Source organism: Streptomyces sp. NPDC050416 (assembly GCF_044458845.1).
GTDB lineage: Bacteria > Actinomycetota > Actinomycetes > Streptomycetales > Streptomycetaceae > Streptomyces.
In genome coordinates, this window is record NZ_JBITII010000008.1 from 99,069 (window position 1) to 118,722 (window position 19,654).

Here is a 19,654-nt window from a genome sequence, read left to right on the forward strand (position 1 = left end):
TCGATCCCCATGCGCATGCGCTACCTGGGCCGCACCGGCCTGCAGGTCTCCGAGATCTGCCTCGGCACCATGACGTTCGGCGGCCGCCACGGCTTCCAGCACATGGGACAGCTCACGACCATCGAGGCCCGGCGGCTCGTCCACCTGAGCGTGGACGCGGGCGTCAACTTCTTCGACACCGCCGACATGTACTCCGCGGGCCAGGCGGAGGAGGTCCTCGGCGCGGCCCTCGGCAACCGGCGCGACGACGTGATCATCGCGACGAAGGTGCGCTGGCAGATGCCGGACGGCAGCAGCGGTCCGAACGACCGTGGACTGTCCCGGCACCACATCGTGCGCTCGGTCGAGGCCAGTCTGCGCCGCCTGGGCACCGACCACATCGACCTTTACCAGACGCACGGCTGGGACGGCCGCACCCCGTGGGAGGAGACCCTGCGGGCGCTGGACGACCTGGTGCGGTCCGGCAAGGTCCGCTACGTGGGTGCCTCGAACCTGACGTCCTGGCAGCTCACCCGGGCCCTGGCGGCCAGCGAGCGGCTGGGTCTGGAGCGGTTCGCCTCGCACCAGATCCAGTACAGCCTGGCCGCCCGCGAGGTCGAGTGGGAGCTGCTTCCCATGGCGGAGGCCGAGGGTGTGGGCGTCATGGTGTGGAGCCCGCTGGCCGGCGGTCTGCTCAGCGGCCACCAGGAGCGGGGCGCGACACCGCCGCCGGGCACACGGCGGGCGGTGGGCTGGTTCGAGCCGGTCGATCCCGAGCGCACGTTCGACACCATCGACGTGCTCCGCAAGATCGCAGAGGAGCGGGGGGTGACCCCGGCCCAGGTGGCGCTGCGCTGGGCGCTGGAGGGGCGCGGCGTCACATCGGTCGTCATCGGTGCCCGCAACGAACGCCAGCTCACCGACAACCTGGCCGCCACGGCCTGGTCGCTCACCCCCGAGGAGCGCGCCGCGCTCGACGAGGTCAGCGCCCCGCCGCTGCCGTACCCCTACTGGCACCAGGACTACTGCGACGCCGAACGCGTCAGGGAGCCCGGTGCGCAGTGACGGGTGCCGCTCCGGGCCGGCGAGGATGCCCTCAGTCCTCGTCGGCCCGGCCGTTCGACAGCGGCCGGCCGGAGGCGAAGCGCTCCCGGACGGCCGGCTCGTCGAGGAGGCGGGCCGGGTAGCCGGGGCCGGTGCGGGCGGTCATGTCCTGGTCGCGCAGGGGTTCGCCGCAGGCGGAGCAGACGACCCGGGCCTCGGTGTCGTGGCCGCAGGGCGTGTGGTGCAGGACGACCGGGGCGCCCTCGTCGCCGGCCAGCCAGCGGTCGCCCCAGGCGTTGATCGCGGCGAGGACGCCGAAGAAGTCACGGCCCTTCTCCGTCAGCAGGTACGCGTGGCGGACCGGGTCGCTCTGGTAGGCCTGCCGCCGCAGCAGGCCCTCGGCCTCCAGGCGCCGCAGCCGGTCGGTGAGGGTGTTGCGGGCGATGCCGAGCGAGCCGATGAAGCCGTCGAAGCGGGATTCGCCGTAGAAGACCTCGCGCAGCACCAGCAGGCTCCAGGCGTCGCCCAGGATGTCGGCGGTGCGGGCGATGGAGCAGGGCCAGGTGTCGAACGAGGTCCGTTTCACGGCTGCCAGGTTATCGATTTCGTCATGAGATGGACCCGCCCGTGGAGCGTCCGGTGCCTGTCACTCCCGTACGCCCGCCAGTTCCGCCGGGCGGCGGCGCAGGGCGAGGGCGGCCGGGACGAGTGCGGAGGTCACGGCGAGGAGGGCGCAGAGGGCCGTCGTCGTGCCGAGGGCCTGCCAGGGGAGTTCGATCGTGGCCGGGGCCGACAGCAGGCTGAGGGCGCTCGCCATGCCGGCCAGGTTGAGGGTGGCGACCAGGAGGCCGAGGAGGGCGCCGGCCGCCACGACCGTCAGGGCCTCGGCGCCGGTCAGCCGCAGGACCTGCCACCGGGTGGCGCCGGCCAGCCGCAGCACGGCCAGGTCGCGGGCCCGGTCCGACATCGCCATGACCATGGTGTTGGCCACCGAGATGCCCGTGTAAAGGAGGGCGATGCCCAGGACCAGGAGGAGGCCGAGGCGGGTGGTGCGGTTCGTCTCGGGGTGGGTGGCCCGGAGCCATTCCGCCCGCGTGAGGACCTGGCCGTTCCCGGGGCCGAGTGCCTGGTGCAGGGCGGTGGCGACGGTTCTCGGGTCGGCGTCGGCGGTCAGGGCCACGTCGATGCGGTCGACCGTGGCGCCCGGGGCGTTGCGCGGGGTGACGTAGACGCCGTGGTCGCCGGTGCCGGTGGGCATCACCGCGGCGATCCGCAGGGTGCGCGGTGTTCCGTCGCCGAGCCAGACCCGGACGCGGTCGCCCACGTGGTGCCGCTGCCACTCCTCGTTGACGATGATCGAGTCGTCGTCGAGGTCGCTCACCGCGCCGGTGGTCAGGGGCAGGCGGGTGGTGGCCGCGAGGGGGCCGGGCGCGGCGGCGCGGGCCTCGGAGCGGATGAGGGCCACGCCGTCCTCAAGGACGTGTACGGACGTGGAGGACGTCGGTGACATCTCCGTGCCCGGGATGGTGCGCAGTCTGCGCAGGGCGGCGTCGTCGAAGCCGGTGCCGGCCGGCGGGGTCAGGACGAAGGCGGCGGTGGTGCGCTCGCTCGTCTCGGTGGTCTGCGCCCGGTTCAGGGTCGCGGTGGCGCCGAGGAGTGAACCGGCGAGGGCGACGGTGACCAGGACGGGGGCCGCCAGGGCGGCGGTGCGGCGCATCCCGGCGGCGGTGTTCTCGCGGACAAGCAGGGCGCAGGGGCCCGGCAGCCACGTCAGCAGCCGGGTCAGGGGGCGCAGTGCGAGCGGGGAGAGCAGGGCGGCCGCGGTGATCAGCAGCATGGGGCGGCTGACGTAGCTCTTGCGGTGCAGCAGGTCGGACGGGTCGTCGGTCAGGGACAGGCCGAGGGTCACCGCGGCCGCCAGCAGCAGGGCTGTGCCGGACAGCAGGCGGCCCCGGGTGATGGTCCTGGTCTCCGCGGCGGCCTCGCGCAGCGCCTCGCTGGGGCCGGTGCGGCCGGCCCGCCAGGACGCCGCAGTCGCCCCGCACAGCGCGACGAGCAGGCCGGTCCAGAAGGCCGCGTGGTACGGCCAGGTGTGGTCGCCGATGGTGAACCAGGCCGGGGCGAGATCGTTGCCGACGACCCAGGCCGCGAGGCGGGGGGCCGCATGGGAGCCGAGCGCGCAGCCGGCCGCCGAGGCGAGGGTGCCGACGGCGAGGGCCTCGGTGAGGACGGTCCGGCGGATCTGGCCCGGGGTGGCCCCGGCGGTGCGCAGCAGGGCGAACTCCCGGCGCCGCTGGGCGACCGCGAAGGCGAAGGTCGACGCCACGACGAAGACCGACACGAAGGCGGTGACGCCGCCGGCGGTGCCGAACAGGGAGTTCATGGCCGTGAGCGCCTCGCCGTCCCGGCCGGGGTCGGCGTCGGCGAGGCGGCGCGCGGTCCCGGTGAGGACCTGGGCGCGGCCGCCCACCGCCTGCCGTACGGCCGCCGGATCAGCCTCGACAGCCACCTGGGTGACCTTGGGCGCGAGTTGGGCCGCACGGGCGTCGGTGAAGAACACGGCGTTCTCGAAGCCGCGTGAGGTGAGTGTGCCGACGACGCGTACCGGGCCCCGGTCGGTGTGCAGGCGCAGGCCGGGGCGGGCCCAGTCGCCGGTGACGGCGACCTCGCCGGCGGTGCGGGGTGCCCGTCCGGCGGCGAGGTCATAGGGGGCGAACGCGGCGGTGGACCAGGGGTGGCCGACCAGGTCCGAGGGAGCGGCCGGGGCGTGGACGGCGAAGGACCTGTCCGCCACGACCCGGCCCAGTCTCCGCAACGCCGCGACGGTCGCGGCGGGGACCGGGCGCGGGTGGGCGAGCCGGGACTCGCGGTCGCCGACCGGGGTCGGTACGCGCAGCACGTCCTGGCTCTTGACGACCACCGGGGCCGCCGCGAAGCGTTCGGGGGCGCGCTGCGGGGCGGTGGCCGACGAGGCCAAGGCCAGGCCCGTCACGGTCAGCAGCGCCACGCCCAGCGACAGCGCGACGAAGCTGCCGGTGAAGGTGGCCCAGCGGGTGCGCAGGGTGCGCAGGGCGGCGCTCAGCACGGCACGGCCTCCAGACGGGCCATGCGCGCGGCGACGGTGTCGGCGCTCGGAGCGGTCAACTCCCCGTGGACGCACCCATCGACGAGGAAGACCACGCGGTCGGCGTACGCGGCGGCCACCGGGTCGTGCGTGACCATGACGACCGTCTGGCCCTCGCGGTCGACCATGCCGCGCAGCAGCCCGAGCACCTCGCGGCCGGTCCGCGTGTCCAGGGCGCCGGTCGGTTCGTCGGCGAACAGCACCTCGGGGCGGGTGATCAACGCCCGGGCCAGGGCGACGCGTTGCTGCTGACCACCGGAGAGCCGGGACGGTCTGTGCCGGGCTCGTTCGGCGAGGCCGACCTGCTGGAGCGCCTGGCGCACCCGGGCCTTCGGGACGCGCCGGCCGGCCAGCCGCAGGGGCAGGGCGACGTTCTGCTCGGCGGTCAGCGAGGGCAGCAGGTTGAACGCCTGGAAGACGAACCCGACGCGCTCGCGGCGCAGCAGGGTCAGCCGGCGTTCGCTCAGCCCGGTCAGTTCGGAGCCGGCGAGGGTGACCGAGCCGGAGGTGGGCCGGTCCAGGCCGGCGGCGCACTGGAGCAGGGTCGACTTGCCCGAGCCGGAGGGGCCCATGACGGCGGTGAAGGTCCCGGCGGGGAACGCCAGGGAGACGCCGGCGAGGGCGGTCAGGGGTCCGTACGCCCTGGTGACGGAGTCCAGCCGGATGGCGTCGTGTGTCATGGGTTCCCCCTGGTGTCGGTGTCGCTTCCACGAAACCGGGCAGGGACGGGCCGGCGCAGTGCGGCAGGGCCTAGACCTGGGGTAGGGCCAGGCATACCCCCGGGCCTCCGCCTGGGCCCATGGCCGGGTCCGTGGCGGGCTTCTACGGTGATCCCCATGCAGCCTCGGAACGTGTGGCAGGCCATGGGCCGCCCCGGCTACCTGATGTCCGCGTGGCCGTGGCGCTCGGCCGCGTACCTGCTCACCGGTGCGGTGACCGGCGTCTTCGTGCTGGTGGGGATCGTGGCCTCGGCGGTGGTCGGGGGTGTGTTCGCGCTCGTTCTCGTGGGGCTGCCGCTGCTGCTGTGCACGGCCCTGGCGGGCATCCCGGTCGCCGCGGTGGAGCGGCACAGGCTGCGGCTCGTCGACCCGGACCCGGCGCCCGGGCAGCATGGGACGCCCGGCGAGCCGGGCCTGCGCGCGTGGCTGACGACCCGGCTGCGGGAGCGGGCCACGTGGCGCGAGCTCGGTCATGCCGTGCTGTTCGCGGGGCTGTTGTGGCCGGTCGACGCCCTTGCGCTGTGCGTCGCCGTGCTCTGCCCGCTGGCCGTGGCGCTCACGCCGCTGCTGATGGCCACCGTCGGTGACGGGCAGGAGGCGAAGGTCCTCAAGATGTGGACCGTGACCAGTTGGCCGGCGGCCTTCGGGTTCGCCGCTGCCGGACTGGTCCTGCTCGCCCCGGGCGCCTACCTGCTGGGCGTCGCCGCCGGTGCGCGGGCCGGGCTGGCACGGCTGCTGATCGCCCCGCGCGAGGCCGACCTGGGGGCCAGGATGGTCGAACTGGCCCGGTCCCGGGTGCGGTTGGTGGACGCCTTCGAGGCGGAACGGCGGCGGATCGAGCGGGATCTGCACGACGGGGCGCAGCAGCGGCTCGTCGCCCTGACGATGACGCTCGGCCTGGCCCGGCTGGACGCCCCGCCCGGACCCCTGGCCGACCAGCTCACCAAGGCCCATGAGCAGGCGGGCACGGCCCTCGCGGAACTGCGCGAACTCATCCACGGCATCCATCCCAAGGTCCTCGCCGACTACGGCCTCGAAGCCGCCGTCGCCGACGCCGCCGACCGCTCGGCCGTGCCCGTGGACGTCGACCTGGAGCTGCCCGGGCGGCTCTCCCAGGCCGTGGAGGCCGCCGCGTACTTCGTGGTGTGCGAGGCGCTCGCCAACGTGGGCAGGCACAGCGGGGCGAGCCGGGCGGAGGTGAGCGGGGCGCACCGCGACGGCCGGCTGGTCCTGCGGATCCGTGACGACGGGCGCGGTGGGGCGCGGGCCGGGGAGGGCAGCGGGCTGACCGGACTCGCCGACCGGGTGTCGGTGCTCGATGGCAGACTCTCCCTGTCCAGTCCGCCCGGCGGACCGACCCTGCTGCGTGTGGAGATCCCCTGTGGCCTTGCGAGTTGAGCGACCGCTGCGGGTGGTCCTGGCCGAGGACAGCGTGCTGCTGCGGGACGGGCTCGTCGGACTGCTCGAACGCTGCGGACACGAGGTGGTCGCGGCCGTGGGGGACGCCGAGGTGCTGATCGCGGCCGTCGCCGAGCACGCCCCGGACGTGGTGGTGACGGACGTGCGGATGCCGCCCGGCTTCCAGGACGAGGGCCTGCACGCGGCCGTACGGCTGCGCGGGGAGCGGCCCACGCTGCCCGTGCTGGTCCTCAGCCAGTACGTGCAGCGCCGGTACGCCGCCGAGCTGCTGGACTCCGGTGACGGCACCGGCGTGGGCTATCTGCTCAAGGACCGCGTCGGCCAGGTCGAGGAGTTCGTCGAGGCGCTCGGTGAGGTGGCCGACGGCGGCACGGTCGTCGACCCCGAGGTCGTACGGCAGCTGCTGCGCCGCCGCCGCGACCCGCTGGAGCGGCTCACCCCGCGTGAGCGGGAGGTGCTGGCGCTGATCGCGCAGGGCAGGTCCAACGGCGCGATCGCCCGCGAACTGGTGGTCTCCGAGGCGGCCGTCGGCAAGCACATCTCCGGCATCCTCACCAAGCTGGACCTGCCGCCGGCGGACGAGACCCATCGCCGGGTGCTGGCCGTGCTGGCGTATTTGCGGTCGTAGGCACGGCTCCGGGCTGCGCGGTGCTCGGCGTCGATGTCACCGCCGGGTGGGTCCGCGGCCCGGCGGAGCGGCGCGGCCGACCAAGGCCCCTCGCTCGTCGGCGCGTTGTGAAAAAACCAGCGAGTTGGTTTCATTGCGTCGCCATCAGAGCCCTCCAGGGGAGCCAGGGGTGACCAAACAGGACCGGGCCGTCCGGACCCGTCTCGCGCTGATCCGGTCGGCGGCCGAGCAGTTCGAGGCACGGGGATACGTCCGGGCCAGCCTCGCGGAGATCAGCGCGGGAGCCGGCGTCAGCTCCGGGGCGCTGCACTTCCACTTCGCGAACAAGGCCGCCGTCGCCGAAGCCGTCGAGCACGCGGCCGCCCGCGGGCTGCGCCGGATCGCGGCCCGGGCCCGCGACGGCGACGGGTGCGCCCTCCAGCGTCTCGTGGACGTCACGCACCACGTCGCACGGCTGCTGTGCGCCGACGTCGTGGTGCGTGCGGGGCTGCGGCTCAACGCCGACGCGGTCGCCGGGCGGGTGCGTGACCTGCGACGGGAGTGGCGGGAGTGCGTGCACGCGCTGCTGGCCGAGGCCGAGCGCAGGGGCGAACTCGCCGCCGGGATGCCGCCGCACCGCTCCTGCGCCGTCGTCCTCGCCGCCACGACCGGCATCGAGGTGCTGGCCCGGGAGGACTCCGGCTGGCTCGGCCGCCCCTCGCTGACGGACCTGTGGCGTCTGCTCCTGCCCTGTGTGGCCGCACCGCACCTGGCCGGTGCGCTGGACCCGGCCGGGACCGAGCCGGATTCCGGCCGGGCAGCGGAGGAGACCGGCGGGGCGTGGGAGGAGCCGGGCCGGGCGGGGCTCGCGCTGCGGTAGCGGGGCGTCGCCGGCCGCGGTTGGTCGGCGCCCGGCCGGGCTTCCCCTGGCCGACAGTGGGTGAAGTGGTGGCCAAAACAAACCGGATGCCAAGTTTTTTCGTCACCTGGATCGCACGATGGTTCCCCAGCCTCTGGACCGAGGAGCGATGAGTCATGGCACAACAGGCCTGCCCCTTCCTGGCGATCGACCCGTCCGGCCAGGACCTGTACGGCGAGATATCCCGGATCCGGGCCCGGGGACCGGCCGTGGAGGTGGAACTCCCCGGCGGCGTACGGGCGTGGTGGATCAACGGCCTGGAGCTGAACAAGCGGCTCCTGGCCGGCCCCGAGACGAGCAAGGACGCCTTCCAGCACTGGCCGGCCTGGATCAACGGGGACATCTCCCGCACCTGGCCGCTCGCGATCTGGGTGTCGGTGCGCAACATGGTCACGGCCTACGGCAGTGACCACAGCCGGCTGCGCAAACCGATGGCCGCCGCCTTCACCAAGCGCCGCGTCGACGCGCTGCTGCCGCGCGTCCAGGAGATCGTCGACCGGGCGCTGGACGGCCTGGAGCGGATCCCCGAGGGTGAAGTCGTCGACCTGCGGGCGGCGTTCGCGGCGCCTGTACCGCACGAGGTGGTGTGCGAACTCTTCGGCGTACCGCCGGGTGAGGACGGTCCGCGGGCGTCCCTCTACGGCATCATCAACCGCTTCTTCGACACGGCGATCACCCTGGAGGACGCCCAGGCCAACGGAGTCGAGCTGTACGGCACGCTGACCGCGTTCCTGCAGTACAAGCGCGAGCACCCGGCCGACGACCTGACGACGGCCCTCATGGCCGCGCACGACGACGGCAGCCTCAGCGAACAGGAGTTGATGGACAACCTGATCCTATTGCTCACCGCGGGCTTCGAGACGACCGTCAACCTCATCGACAACACCGTGCACAGCCTGCTCGCCCACCCCGACCAACTCGCACTCGTCCGCTCCGGGCAGGTGACCTGGGAGGACGCCATCGAGGAGTCGCTGCGCTTCGAGGCGCCCGGCGCCATGTCGGGGCTGCGGTACGCCGTCGAGGACATCGAGATCGAGCCGGGTCTGACGATTCCGAAGGGCGATCCGGTCGTGGTCTCGTTCGCCGGTGCCGGACGCGACCCCGAGCGGCACGGTCCGGACGCCGACCGGTTCGACGTCACCCGGTCCACCAGCCGCGACCACGTCTCCTTCGGCCACGGCGTGCACCACTGCCTGGGCCGGCCCCTGGCCATGGCCGAGGCGACGGTGGCCCTGACGTCCCTGTTCGACCGGTTCCCGCGGCTGGCCCTGGCCGATCCGTCCCGGCCTCCGCGGCGGCTGCGGTCCATCATCTCCACGGGGCACCAGGAGCTGCCCGTGTTGCTGCACGGCCGGTCCGGGAGCGCCGCACCGGACCCGGGTCCGCGTCCCGAGGAGGCGGAGGCGATCAGGAAGCTTTCCGGCCTCGCAGGAACGAGCGGTACCAGGGTGCCGCGCGACTGAATCCGGCCGCGAATCCCTCGCCGGGCGAGCAGTCCAGGTCCTTCCAGAAGGCGTCGTCCACGAACCAGTGGTCGACCGTGAGCATGCCGAGGTGATGGAGGGCGAGCGGCTTCCCGGCGGCCCGGTCCAGGGCGGTGGCGACGTCCACCGCCGCACCGCCGCCGGGCTCGTCCAGCAGGGTCCGCACGGCGCCGACCAACTCCGGGACGCTCACCGGCTCGGGATGATTGACGTGGTGCACACCGCCGTCGTGCGCCGGGGACAGGGCCGCGGCCACCGCCGCACGCCCCAGGGTGTCCACGTCGACCATCGACAGGAGCGCCGCCGGGCCGGTGAGGGTCGTCGCCGACAACTCGCCCAGCAGCCACGCCACTCCGGGGACGACCCACCGGTCGCCCTCGCCGTACACGAGGTGCGGGCGCAGCACCAGGCCGCCCGCGTCGAGGACGTGCCGTTCGGCGGCGGCCCGGGTGCGGCTGGTGGCCGACGCGGGCGCGATGGGCACGTCCCCGGGGCGGACACCGCGGAAGGGGCCCCGGCCGTACACGGCGGCCGTGCTCACGTACACGATCCGGCGCACCCCGGCGCGTACGGCCTCCTCGACCAGGGCCCGCGTGCCCAGGTCGTTGACGGCCTCGACGGTCACGGCGTCGCCGCCGATCCTCGTGGCGCAGTGCACCAGGACGTCGGCGCCCGCACAGACGCCGCGCAGCGAGAGCGGGTCGCCGAGGTCGCCCCGGACGGACTCGCCGGGGCCGGCTCCCGGTGGCGTACGGCGTGACAAGTGCCGTACGCGGACGCCGGGTTGCCGGCGGGCGACTGCGGCGACCCTGCTGCCGACGAAGCCGCTCGCGCCCGTGATGAGAAAGTCGACCGTCACGACAGGGACCGTACCCGGGCCGACTGCGCGCAGGTCAGCGTGGCGCTGAAGACGGACTCGCCGTCCTGCCGCCCCGAGACCCTTACGGTCGTCTCCCCCGGATCCCCCGGATTCCCCGGATCCCGGGGAATCTCGTCGAGCACCTCCGTCTCGATCCAGCACGGGGTGCGCAGTTCGGCGTACCGGGAGAAGGTCGCCGTCATCGAGCGGGGCAGGAAGGGCTGCCGGCCGGACGCGGCAGTCGCCGCCTGGCGGGCCGCCTCGAACAGGACCATGCCGGGCACGTGGTCGTTGGGCCGTGGGAAGAGCACCGGGTGGCCGGTGTCCACGCGCAGCTGCCAGACGCCGGGGCGGTCGGCGGGGGCGAGGACGACGTCCTCGGCACGGCAGCGGCCGGCGAGCGCCGGAGATATGCCCGGCAGCAGCGGCACCGGAGTGCCCAGTTCGGCCAACTGGTTGGCCCGCAGACGGCGGTAGGCGAGCGGCGAGGTGCAGCCGGTGCTGCCGGTGCCGCGGGCGACGAAGCGCCCCGCGCGGCGGAACTCCATCGTGGTCCGCATGCTGCTCAGGCCGCGACCGCGACGGCGTATCTCGGAGCACACGACGTCGACCTCGACCGGTTCGGCCGCGTCCGCCAGCAGGAGCGCGGACGGGTCGGTGTGGACCGTCAGGTCCCACATGACGAAGTGGGTGTCGGCGGGGGCGCCGAACTCGGCGTGCGCGAGCACCATCGAGGCCTGCCGCAACGTTTCGCCCACGACCATCGGGTCCTGGTGGCGGTCGTCCACGGGGCCGAAGAAGGCGTGGTCGGCCGGCCAGTGAGCGGTGAAACGGAAGCGGGTTTCGGAGATTCGGCGCCACCGGGCGGGGAAGACGTCTGCTTCGGTGGTGCGGTGGGCGAGTTCCTTGGTGACCGGGACGGTCTCGGGGACTCCGGGGGCGTCGGGGGGTTCTGTGCGGTCGGTGACCGCGGCGTGTGGCGCGTTCTCGACGGCCGCGGTGGTTCTGTTTGCCGGACGGCCCTCCTGTCCGGTCTGATCGTCCACGGGTGCGCTTAAAGGTTCTGACTGCGGCATGAGAACCCCCAGGATCGGCTGCCTGGCTGAAGTCGGCGACTGACTAAGATACGGACGAGCCGGTTTTTTTCAAAGGGTGGGCCAGACCGCCGGGACAGGCTCTCCGCGCCCCCGCTGCACAGCGATTTCACAGGAATCGACGGAGATCTGGAGGCACCCGATGGCGCGACAGGAGCGCGCGATCCGCACCCGGCGGACCATCCTCGAAGCGGCCGCGGCCGTCTTCGACGAACGCGGCTACACCTCGGCCACCATCGGGGAGATCCTGGACCGGGCGGGCGTCACCAAGGGCGCGCTGTACTTCCACTTCGGTTCCAAGGAGGAGCTGGCGCTGGGGGTGTTCGAGGAGCAGCTCGCGATCGCGCTCCCGCCGCAGTCCAGCAAGCTCCAGGAACTCGTCGACTCCGGTCTGGTGCTGGCCCGCCGGCTGCGGTCCGAACCGCTGGTCCGCGCCAGTGTGGGGCTCGCTCTCGACCAGGGGGCGATGGACCTCGACCGCACCCCGGCCTTCCGGATGTGGATCGACCAGAACGTGCAGATGCTGGCGGAGGCGAAGGCACAGGGCGAACTGCTGCCGCATGTCGACGTGGCCGAGACGGCGGAGCTGCTGGTCGGCAGCTTCTCGGGGGTGCAACTGCTGTCGCAGCTGCGCTGCCAGCGCCAGGATCTGGAGCGCCGCATCGTCGTGATGTTCGAACACTTCCTGCCGAGTATCGCCGTCCCCGCGGTGCTGGCCCGGCTCGACATCTCGACGGAGCGGGCCGAGCGGGTGCTGGCGCAGGGGCAGGTGGAGATGCCCGTGCAGGGGCGGGTACAGGTGCAGGTGCAGGAGCAGGTCCGGGAGCAGGTCCGGGAGCAGGCTGTGCCGACGCAGGTCTCGACGGGGGCCTAGGCGCGTCGCGGGGCGGGCGGGACTGCGCTGACATGCCCTGGGAGCCGGTGTGCCCTGCACGGGTTGTCCACAGCTGTGGAGTTGTCCACAGGGTCTGACGCGTTTCGGCCATCGGCTGTACGGTCGCACGAGTTGATGTTCGTGCGGGTGCGGGGGAGGCGGTCGGTGTGACCAGGGACGGTGCCGGAGCCGAAGGCGGGGCGGCGCAGGGGGCGACCCGTCGGCTGCCGCGGGTGCGCGGTTTCGCCGAGTGGCCCGCCGAGGGCTCACCCAAGGACGAGGGCAAAGCCCTGCGCCGGGGGATCCCGCGCAGCGCGCACGCCACGCTCGATCAGGACCCGTCCCGGCCCGACGCGGTGAGCGCGGTCGAGGAGTCGAACCGAGGCCGGCTCCCCGAGCTGACGCCGATCCGGGTCGGCCGCATGGCCGCCACCCCGTTCGCGTTCCTGCGCGGCGCCGCGGGCCTCATGGCCCACGACCTGGCGCGCACCCCCATGACTCGGATCCGGGCCCAGATCTGCGGCGACGCCCACGCGGCCAACTTCGGCCTGTACGGCGACGCGCGCGGCGGCCTGGTCATCGATCTGAACGACTTCGACGAGACGGTGCCCGGCCCCTGGGAGTGGGACGTGAAGCGCCTCGCGGCGTCCCTGGTGCTCGCGGGCCGGGAGGCCGGAGCGGACGAGGACAGGTGCCGCAAGGCGGCCTGTGACGCGGTGGGCGCCTACCGCCGCACCATGCGCCTGCTGGCCAGGCTCCCGGTGCTGGACGCGTGGAACGCCATCGCGGACGAGGAACTCGTCTCCCACACGGACGCCCATGACCTGATCGGCACGCTGGAGCGGGTCTCCGAGAAGGCCCGCCACAACACCAGCGGCCGCTTCGCGGCCAAGTCGACGGAGGCCACGCAGGACGGCGGGCGCCGCTTCGTCGACGCCCCGCCGGTGCTGCGGCGCGTCCCGGACGAGGAGGCCGCGGCGGTGGCGGTGTCCCTGGAGGAGTACGTCGGCACCCTGCCGGAGGACCGCCTGCCGCTCCTCGCCCGGCATGCGGTGCACGACGTGGCGTTCCGCGTCGTCGGCACCGGCAGTGTCGGCACCCGGTCCTACGTGGTGCTGCTCCTGGACCACCGGGGCGAGCCGCTGGTGCTCCAGGTGAAGGAGGCGCGGGCGTCGGCGCTGGTGCCGCATCTGGTGACGGCCGGTTTCGACGCGCCGGCGGCGGGCCACGAGGGCCGGCGGGTCGTGCTGGGGCAGAAGCGGATGCAGGTCGTCAGCGACATCCTGCTGGGCTGGACGACGGTCGACGGTCGCCCCTTCCAGGTCCGCCAGTTCCGCAACCGCAAGGGCAGCGTCGATCCGGCCGCCCTGGCCGCCGACCAGATAGACGACTACGGCCGGATGACCGGCGCCCTCCTGGCCCGCGCCCACGCCCACAGCGCCGACCCGCGCCTCATCGCCGGCTACTGCGGCAAGAGCGAGGAGCTGGACGAGGCGATCGCCGCGTTCGCCGTCGCCTATGCGGACCGTACGGAGGCGGACCACGCGGACCTGGTGGCGGCGGTGCGGGCAGGGAAGGTCGCCGCGGAGATGGGGGTGTGATCCCTGAGGAGCCTCGGGCGGGTGACGGTCCGCAGCGCAGCAGCGGTCGGGCCGTGGCCTACGCTGGTCGGGTGACGACCCCGGAAGCTGAGCAGGGTGGTGGCGGCGCCGGTGAGCAACGGGTGACGCCCGAAGGTGACGCGGCGCGTGCCGAGGGCGGCGAGCCTCGCCTCGAGGACGGCGCGGCGCAGAGCGAAGGCGAGGCGGCGCGGCCCGAGGCGCGGCTGGAGCGGGCCGTGCGGGCCGCCGAGCAGGCGCTGATCGAGTACGAGATCGCGGTGGAGACCTTCCGCGTCGAGATCGAGAACTTCTCCCGGCTGCACGAACAGAAGCTCGGCCCGCTGTACGCCCGGCTGGAGGAACTGGACGCCCGGATCCTCGAGGCCAGAGCCGCCCGCAGCGGCGACGCGGAGGACCGGCGCCGGGCGGAGGAGGCCCGGGCCAGGCTCGCGCCCATCCCCGGCGTCGAGGAGCTGCTGAACGGCTGGATGGACGACAGCGGCCTCTTCCCGGAGGCCGTGGCGATGCTCACGGACCAGGCGGTCCGGCCCCCGCAGCGGGTCCGCCCCAGCGAGGAGGCCCGCAAGCTCTACCGCGAGCTGGCCCGCAAGGCCCACCCGGACCTGGCGCAGGAGGAGAAGGAACGCGAGCGGCGCGAGGAGTTCATCACCCGGGTGAACGCCGCCTACGCCCGGGGCGACGAGGCGGAGCTGCGCGAGCTCGCCGAGGAGTGGGCCAAGGGGCCCGAGCTGAAGCGGGGCCCGAGCCGCGCCGAGGAGCTCTACGCCCGCCTCGAATGGCTCGCCCAGCGCAAGGAGCTGCTCGCCCTGCTCGCCAAGGAGCTGGAGGAGAGCGCCATAGGCCACATGCTCCAGCTGGCCCCGGACGACCCGGACGGCCTTCTGGACGAGATCGGGCAGCAGCTGCTCACCCAGGTCACCGAGCGGGAGCGGGAGCTGGCGACGCTGCTCGCCGAGGGCTGAGCCGCGCTCCGGCCGGCCGGGCCCCCGTCGGGCCCCACTGCGGTCGGGCCGGGCGCCGGTTCGGGTAGCGTCGGAGGCATGAGTTTCGGAGCTGGTGTGCCCACGGTCGAGGTCGCGGACCTCAAGGACGGCGACTTCCTGCTGGACGTCCGGGAGGACGACGAGTGGAAGGCCGGTCACGCCGAAGGGGCGCTGCACATCCCCATCAGCGAGTTCGTCGCCCGCTACGGGGAGCTGACCGAGGCCGCCCCGCAGGACGGCCGGGTCCATGTGATCTGCCGTTCCGGCGGGCGTTCCGCCCAGGTCACGATGTACCTGGCCCAGCAGGGCGTCGACGCCGTGAACGTCGACGGCGGCATGCAGGTGTGGGAGGCGGCGGGCCGTCCCGTCGTGACGGACGACGGGCAGCCCGGGTTCGTCCTGTAGCGCCTGTATCGCCCTCGGGCGTCGGTCGCCGGTGGGGTCAGGCCAGCGGGTGGGCCGCCAGCAGGTCGCCCAGGGCCTCCTCGTGCGCCGCGGCTGGGCCGAGCGACAGTTCCAGGTGCTTGGCCCAGGCGTGGTACCGGTGCAGGGGGTAGTCGACGTCGGCGCCGAACCCTCCGTGCAGATGCTGCGCGGTCTGCACGACCCGGCGGACGCCCTCCGCCGCCCAGATCTTGGCGACGGCGACGTCACCGGCGGCGGGCAGCGCGCCCGGGGCCCCCGAGGCGATCCGCCACGCGGCCTGCCACAGCGTGGCCTCCATCGCGCGCAGGTCGATGTAGCGGTCGGCGGCCTGCACGGCGACGGCCTGGAAGGTCGCGATCGGGAAGCCGAACTGCTCCCGCTCGCTCGTGTACTGCGCGGTCATCCGCAGCACGCGCTCCCCGAGCCCGAGCGCCAGGGCACACGTCCCGGTGGCCAGCAGATCCCGCAGCCACTCCCATGCCCCATCGGCGTCGATCACGTCCCGGGCGGCGAGCCGCGCCGACTCCAGCCGCAGCTCACCGAGCCGCTCACCGCTCGTCGAGAACTGCTCGGCGAGGACGGCCCCCTCCTGGCCCCGGGGCACCAGGGCGAGCACGGTCCGGCCCGTTTCCGTGTGCGCGGGGACGACCGTGACGTCGGCGCCGTACGCCCACGGCACCGCCGTCTGCACTCCGTCCAGCACCCACGCCTCGCCGTCCCGCCGTGCGGTGACGGCCGGCTCGGCCGGGTCGTGGCCGGTGCGGCCGTGCGCGGCGACGGTCAGCACGAGCTCGCCCCGGCCCGCCCGGGCCGGCAGGGCGGCCTTGGCCTCCTCGCTGCCGTAGGCCTGGACGACGGCGGCTGCCGCGCTGTTCTCCAGCAGCGGCACCCTGGCCAGGACGCGCGCCGACTCCCGCAGCACCAGGCACAGCGCGATCGCGTCCAGGCCGGCCCCGCCGTGGTGCGCGTCCAGCAGCAGGCTCAGCAGATCGGCGTCGGCGAGCCTGGCCCACAGGGCGCGGTCGAAGGTGTCGGCGACGGCGCCCGGGGTGAGGGCGGGGCTGGGCACGGAGTCCGGCGCGCCCCCGGCGAACACGCCCTTCGCCGCCTCGGCCGCCGCCTCCTGCTCCTCGGTGAAGGTGAAGTCCACGGTGCCTGTCCTTCCGGCCGGTCCCTCGAGCTGACGGATGAGCTGACTGGAGCTGACGGAGCAGCAAGGTAGAACAGGTTCTAGAAGAAGGGAATGGGTGTGCGGGAGGGGGCCGTAGGGTGTCACTCCTGCGGGCGACCTGGCCGGGCGCCCTGTGGATAACCTGCGGGGGACCCCTGTGGACCAGAGGGATCACCGCTCATCGGTCGACGCGGGCGCCGTACGGTCGGCTTCCGGTCGACCCCCGGCCGACTTCGGGTCGGGTGCCGTGGTGTGGTGACGGCCACGGCCCGAACCGGCGCAAGAGGCTGTGCCCGGGTGGGCGGCCTGAGTACGGTGCCCGTGCCGACGTCGCGCAGCGGTGCGCGGGCGGTGCGACGCCCTCGCGACCGGGCGGACGACAACGACGGACCGGGATCGTGGACGGGGCTGAATGGACGCGTACGACGGAGGCTCGAACGCCCGGCACGGGCCGGACGGGCCGGAGGGGCCGGCCGGGCCGACCGCGCCGACCGCGCCGGGTGTTCCCGCCGAGTCGGGCGCGCCAGCGGCTTGGGGCACGCCGGCCGCTTCCGGTGCGCCCACCCCGTCCGTCGGGCTGGCCGAGGAGTCGCACCCGGCCGCCGAGCCGCACCTCGCCACCGAGCTGGACCCGGCCGCCGAGCCGGACCCGGCCACCAGCCCCCGCGCGGGCATCGCCGCGCTCTCCCTCCGCTACCAGATCGGTGTCGCCCTGGCGCTCGCGGTCGTCGCGGTCGGGGCCTGCGCGCACCTCGGGATGACGTTCCTGCACGTCGCGCCGCCGAACACCGTCACCCGGGAGCACGGCAAGGCCGTGGACGACTGGATCTATCCGGAGTTCGAGCAGAACTGGAAGCTCTTCGCGCCGAACCCGCTCCAGCAGAACATCTCCATCCAGGTCCGCGCCGAGGTCCGGGACGGTGAGGGCGGGACGCTGACCACCGGCTGGTACGACCTGTCCGCGGAGGACGGCCGGGCCATCGACGGCAACCTGCTGCCCAGCCACACCCAGCAGAACGAGCTGCGCCGGGCCTGGGACTTCTTCCTCGCGACACACGACGGCGAGAACCGCCCGGTGGGGCTGCGCGGCTCGCTCTCCGAGTCGTACCTGCGCCGGATCGTAGTGCTGCGCCTCGACCGCGACGACGCCGTGCGGGCCGCCACCGGGGGCCGTGGCGTCATCGAACGCGTCCAGGTCCGCTCCCGCACCAGCAACGTGCCCCCGCCCAAGTGGAGCCGGGAGAAGGTGTCCACGACGCCGGCCTACCGCGAGCTGCCGTGGTGGCCGGTGCCGGCGGACGAGGCCGGGGGTGGCGTGCGGTGAACCGCTTCTCCCTGGCCGTCTCGCGCGGTATCGCCCGGGTCACCGAGACCGCCCTCGGCCCGTACCAGACCGCCGTGATCCGTATCGGCTTCAGCGCGACCTGGCTGCTCTTCCTGCTGCGCGAGTTCCCCCACCGCCACGAGCTCTACGGTCCCGACGGGCCCTGGAGCTGGGGTCTTGCCGAGCAGCTGATCGGGACCAACCAGGCCTTCACCGCTCTCATGTGGTCGGACGGCGGGATCTGGTTCGAGACCGTCTACCTGCTCGCGATCCTCGCCAGTGCCCTGCTGATGCTGGGCTGGCGCACCCGCACGATGTCGGTGCTGTTCATGGTCGGCGTGCTGTCGCTCCAGAACCGCAGCGTCTTCATGGGCGACGGCGGCGACAACGTGCTGCACCTGATGTCGGTCTATCTGGTGTTCACGCGCTGCGCCCAGGTGTGGTCCCTGGACGCCCGGCGGGCCGCGCGGGCCCGGGCGGCACACGCGCGGGGCGAGCGGGTCACGGACCGGACCGGGCCTGCCCTGTGGGGTGGGCTGGGGTTCCTGCTGATCGTGGCGATGCTGTCCGGCCGGATGGAGGGTGAGCTGCTGATACCGGCGCTGCTGTGGACCGTGTGGGCGGCGCAGGCCCTGTGGTGGCTGACCGGGCGCCGCGCGAAGGCCGGTGAGCCGCGGATCATGCTCGACGTCGTCTCGAACGTCGTGCACAACGGCGCCCTGCTCGTGATCATGGCCGAGGCGTGCCTGATCTACGCGACGGCCGGCTGGTACAAGATCCAGGGTTCCCGCTGGCAGGACGGCACCGCCGTCTACTACCCGCTCCACCTGGAGTACTTCTCGCCCTGGCCCGGGCTCGCCGACCTGCTGACCGCCAGCGGCACGATGGTGATGCTCGTGACGTATGGGACGGTCCTCGTGCAGGTCGCCTTCCCGTTCACGCTGTTCAACCGGCGGGTGAAGAACGTCCTGCTGGCCGTCATGATCACCGAGCACGCCGTGATCGCCGTCGTCCTCGGACTGCCGTTCTTCTCGCTGGCGATGATCGCGGCGGACGCGGTGTTCCTGCCGACGGCCTTCCTGCGCCGCCTGGGCGGCCGGGCGGCACGCGCGCGTGACCGGCTGCTGCGGCGTGGCGGGCCCGCCCAGCCCTCCGAGCAGCACACTCACGATCGCCCGGAGGCCACGCACGTAGGCTTCGGGACATGACCGACCCCGTCACCGTCTGGCGCCGGCTCGCCGGCAGCACCGTCCTGCTCGACGGCTTCCACGCCCTCAAGCACGCCGTGCGGTTCGGTGCCGAGGTGCCGGTCGCGGTCACCGCCGACCGGGCGGCCACACTCGCCCTCGCCGACGAGCTGGCCCCAGACGTACGGGACGCGCTGGCCGGGCTGCTGACGGAGGTGCCGCACGAGACGTACGCGTCGTTCGTCCCGCGCCCGCACCCCACCGCCGTGGCCGCCCTGGCCGTACGGCCCTCCCGCGAGTCCAACCTCGAGAAGCTGGTGTACACGCCCCGCACGGCCCCCGTCGTCGTCCTCGACAACCCGCGCAACCTGGGCAACGCGGGCGCTGTGATCCGCCTGGCCGCCGGCTTCGGGGCGACGGGCGTGGTGACGACGGGGACGGTCGACCCCTGGCACCCCACGGTCGTACGCGGCGGGGCCGGGCTGCACTTCGCGACGGCGGTGGAACGGCTGGAGGTGTCCGACCTGCCGCCCGGCCCGCTGTTCGCGCTGGACCCGGAGGGCGACGACATCCGGGCCATGAAGCTCCCGGACGACGCCGTCCTCGCCTTCGGCTCCGAACGCACGGGCCTGTCACCGGAACTGCGCGCGCGTGCGGACCAGTTGCTGTCCCTGCCGATGCGCCCCCAGGTCAGCAGCTACAACCTGGCGACGAGCGTGGCGATGACCTTGTACCACTGGAGCTGCAACGTGCCCTAGGGGCGCGGGGAACTGCGCGACAAGCCACAACGCACCGACAGCCGCGCGATCACCGCACCCC

At 73.7% G+C, this 19,654-nt stretch carries 18 protein-coding genes; 12 read left to right on the top strand and 6 right to left on the bottom strand.

Going from position 1 to position 19,654, the window contains the following annotated elements; genetic code table 11:
- Positions 1 to 9: 9 nt before the first annotated feature.
- Entirely contained in the window at positions 10 to 1,044 is a 1,035-nt protein-coding gene (locus ACIBL4_RS24990) for an aldo/keto reductase (RefSeq protein WP_399413678.1), read from the top strand.
- 31 nt (positions 1,045 to 1,075) lie between these two features.
- Here the strand turns inward: ACIBL4_RS24990 and ACIBL4_RS24995 are convergent, their stop codons facing one another.
- Genes ACIBL4_RS24995 through ACIBL4_RS25005 form a run of 3 tightly spaced genes read right to left on the bottom strand, consistent with a single transcriptional unit; the run spans position 1,076 to position 4,827 of the window.
- Entirely contained in the window at positions 1,076 to 1,609 is a 534-nt protein-coding gene (locus tag ACIBL4_RS24995; protein WP_399413680.1) for a winged helix-turn-helix transcriptional regulator, read from the bottom strand.
- A gap of 60 nt (positions 1,610 to 1,669) precedes the next feature.
- Positions 1,670 to 4,108 carry an ABC transporter permease gene (locus ACIBL4_RS25000; RefSeq protein ID WP_399413683.1) on the bottom strand — a complete coding sequence of 813 codons (2,439 nt, stop codon included), beginning with the start codon at positions 4,106 to 4,108 and terminating at the stop codon, positions 1,670 to 1,672.
- Positions 4,102 to 4,827 carry an ABC transporter ATP-binding protein gene (locus ACIBL4_RS25005; protein WP_399413685.1) on the bottom strand — a complete coding sequence of 242 codons (726 nt, stop codon included), beginning with the start codon at positions 4,825 to 4,827 and terminating at the stop codon, positions 4,102 to 4,104. Before ACIBL4_RS25005 ends, ACIBL4_RS25000 begins: the two co-directional genes overlap by 7 nt.
- Before the next feature lie 156 nt (positions 4,828 to 4,983).
- On the opposite strand from ACIBL4_RS25005, the gene ACIBL4_RS25010 reads away from it, so the two are divergent.
- The 4 genes from ACIBL4_RS25010 (at position 4,984) to ACIBL4_RS25025 (ending at position 9,274) form a co-directional block, all read left to right on the top strand.
- A complete protein-coding gene (locus ACIBL4_RS25010) occupies positions 4,984 to 6,264 on the top strand; it encodes a sensor histidine kinase (RefSeq protein WP_399413687.1) in 1,281 nt (426 codons plus the stop codon).
- On the top strand, positions 6,254 to 6,913 hold the full coding sequence (locus tag ACIBL4_RS25015) for a response regulator (protein ID WP_399414140.1): 660 nt from the start codon (positions 6,254 to 6,256) through the stop codon (positions 6,911 to 6,913). The genes ACIBL4_RS25010 and ACIBL4_RS25015 overlap by 11 nt, the downstream gene beginning before the upstream one ends.
- A gap of 169 nt (positions 6,914 to 7,082) precedes the next feature.
- Complete coding sequence (locus tag ACIBL4_RS25020) at positions 7,083 to 7,772, top strand: ScbR family autoregulator-binding transcription factor (protein WP_399413690.1); 690 nt, start codon at positions 7,083 to 7,085, stop codon at positions 7,770 to 7,772.
- 155 nt (positions 7,773 to 7,927) lie between these two features.
- Positions 7,928 to 9,274: a cytochrome P450 gene (locus ACIBL4_RS25025; protein WP_399413692.1), complete on the top strand. Its 1,347-nt coding sequence runs from the start codon at positions 7,928 to 7,930 to the stop codon at positions 9,272 to 9,274.
- Here ACIBL4_RS25025 and ACIBL4_RS25030 read toward each other — a convergent pair.
- Both ACIBL4_RS25030 and ACIBL4_RS25035 read right to left on the bottom strand, forming a co-directional pair.
- Complete coding sequence (locus tag ACIBL4_RS25030) at positions 9,219 to 10,154, bottom strand: NAD-dependent epimerase/dehydratase family protein (RefSeq protein WP_399413694.1); 936 nt, start codon at positions 10,152 to 10,154, stop codon at positions 9,219 to 9,221. The genes ACIBL4_RS25025 and ACIBL4_RS25030 overlap by 56 nt on opposite strands.
- Complete coding sequence (locus ACIBL4_RS25035; protein ID WP_399413696.1) at positions 10,151 to 11,200, bottom strand: ScbA/BarX family gamma-butyrolactone biosynthesis protein; 1,050 nt, start codon at positions 11,198 to 11,200, stop codon at positions 10,151 to 10,153. Before ACIBL4_RS25035 ends, ACIBL4_RS25030 begins: the two co-directional genes overlap by 4 nt.
- Before the next feature lie 190 nt (positions 11,201 to 11,390).
- On the opposite strand from ACIBL4_RS25035, the gene ACIBL4_RS25040 reads away from it, so the two are divergent.
- From ACIBL4_RS25040 to ACIBL4_RS25055, 4 genes are all read left to right on the top strand, one after another.
- Entirely contained in the window at positions 11,391 to 12,122 is a 732-nt protein-coding gene (locus ACIBL4_RS25040) for a ScbR family autoregulator-binding transcription factor (RefSeq protein WP_399413698.1), read from the top strand.
- A gap of 167 nt (positions 12,123 to 12,289) precedes the next feature.
- Positions 12,290 to 13,723 (top strand): DUF2252 domain-containing protein, encoded by a 1,434-nt coding sequence (locus ACIBL4_RS25045; RefSeq protein WP_399413700.1) that lies wholly within the window; start codon positions 12,290 to 12,292, stop codon positions 13,721 to 13,723.
- A gap of 71 nt (positions 13,724 to 13,794) precedes the next feature.
- Positions 13,795 to 14,706, top strand: a complete 912-nt coding sequence (locus ACIBL4_RS25050) for a hypothetical protein (protein ID WP_399413702.1) — start codon at positions 13,795 to 13,797, stop codon at positions 14,704 to 14,706.
- Between the two features lie 96 nt (positions 14,707 to 14,802).
- On the top strand, positions 14,803 to 15,132 hold the full coding sequence (locus ACIBL4_RS25055) for a rhodanese-like domain-containing protein (protein ID WP_356927289.1): 330 nt from the start codon (positions 14,803 to 14,805) through the stop codon (positions 15,130 to 15,132).
- A gap of 37 nt (positions 15,133 to 15,169) precedes the next feature.
- Here the strand turns inward: ACIBL4_RS25055 and ACIBL4_RS25060 are convergent, their stop codons facing one another.
- The gene (locus tag ACIBL4_RS25060; RefSeq protein WP_399413704.1) at positions 15,170 to 16,303 is read right to left on the bottom strand and encodes an acyl-CoA dehydrogenase family protein; all 1,134 of its coding nucleotides are present in this window, start codon (positions 16,301 to 16,303) and stop codon (positions 15,170 to 15,172) included.
- Positions 16,304 to 16,736: 433 nt separating this feature from the next.
- Between ACIBL4_RS25060 and ACIBL4_RS25065 the strand changes: the two genes are divergently transcribed.
- Genes ACIBL4_RS25065 through ACIBL4_RS25075 form a run of 3 tightly spaced genes read left to right on the top strand, consistent with a single transcriptional unit; the run spans position 16,737 to position 19,593 of the window.
- Positions 16,737 to 17,648, top strand: a complete 912-nt coding sequence (locus ACIBL4_RS25065; RefSeq protein ID WP_399413706.1) for a DUF5819 family protein — start codon at positions 16,737 to 16,739, stop codon at positions 17,646 to 17,648.
- Entirely contained in the window at positions 17,645 to 18,856 is a 1,212-nt protein-coding gene (locus ACIBL4_RS25070; RefSeq protein WP_399413709.1) for an HTTM domain-containing protein, read from the top strand. Before ACIBL4_RS25065 ends, ACIBL4_RS25070 begins: the two co-directional genes overlap by 4 nt.
- Positions 18,853 to 19,593, top strand: a complete 741-nt coding sequence (locus ACIBL4_RS25075; RefSeq protein ID WP_399413711.1) for a TrmH family RNA methyltransferase — start codon at positions 18,853 to 18,855, stop codon at positions 19,591 to 19,593. The genes ACIBL4_RS25070 and ACIBL4_RS25075 overlap by 4 nt, the downstream gene beginning before the upstream one ends.
- The last annotated feature ends 61 nt before the right edge of the window (positions 19,594 to 19,654 follow it).

Coding starts and splice junctions, on each gene's coding strand:
- ACIBL4_RS24990 (WP_399413678.1), top strand. CDS start 10: ATGCGCATGCGCTACCTGGGCCGCACCGGCCTGCAGGTCTCCGAGATC.
- ACIBL4_RS25005 (WP_399413685.1), bottom strand. CDS start 4,827: ATGACACACGACGCCATCCGGCTGGACTCCGTCACCAGGGCGTACGGA.
- ACIBL4_RS25010 (WP_399413687.1), top strand. CDS start 4,984: ATGCAGCCTCGGAACGTGTGGCAGGCCATGGGCCGCCCCGGCTACCTG.
- ACIBL4_RS25025 (WP_399413692.1), top strand. CDS start 7,928: ATGGCACAACAGGCCTGCCCCTTCCTGGCGATCGACCCGTCCGGCCAG.
- ACIBL4_RS25040 (WP_399413698.1), top strand. CDS start 11,391: ATGGCGCGACAGGAGCGCGCGATCCGCACCCGGCGGACCATCCTCGAA.
- ACIBL4_RS25065 (WP_399413706.1), top strand. CDS start 16,737: ATGGACGCGTACGACGGAGGCTCGAACGCCCGGCACGGGCCGGACGGG.
- ACIBL4_RS25075 (WP_399413711.1), top strand. CDS start 18,853: ATGACCGACCCCGTCACCGTCTGGCGCCGGCTCGCCGGCAGCACCGTC.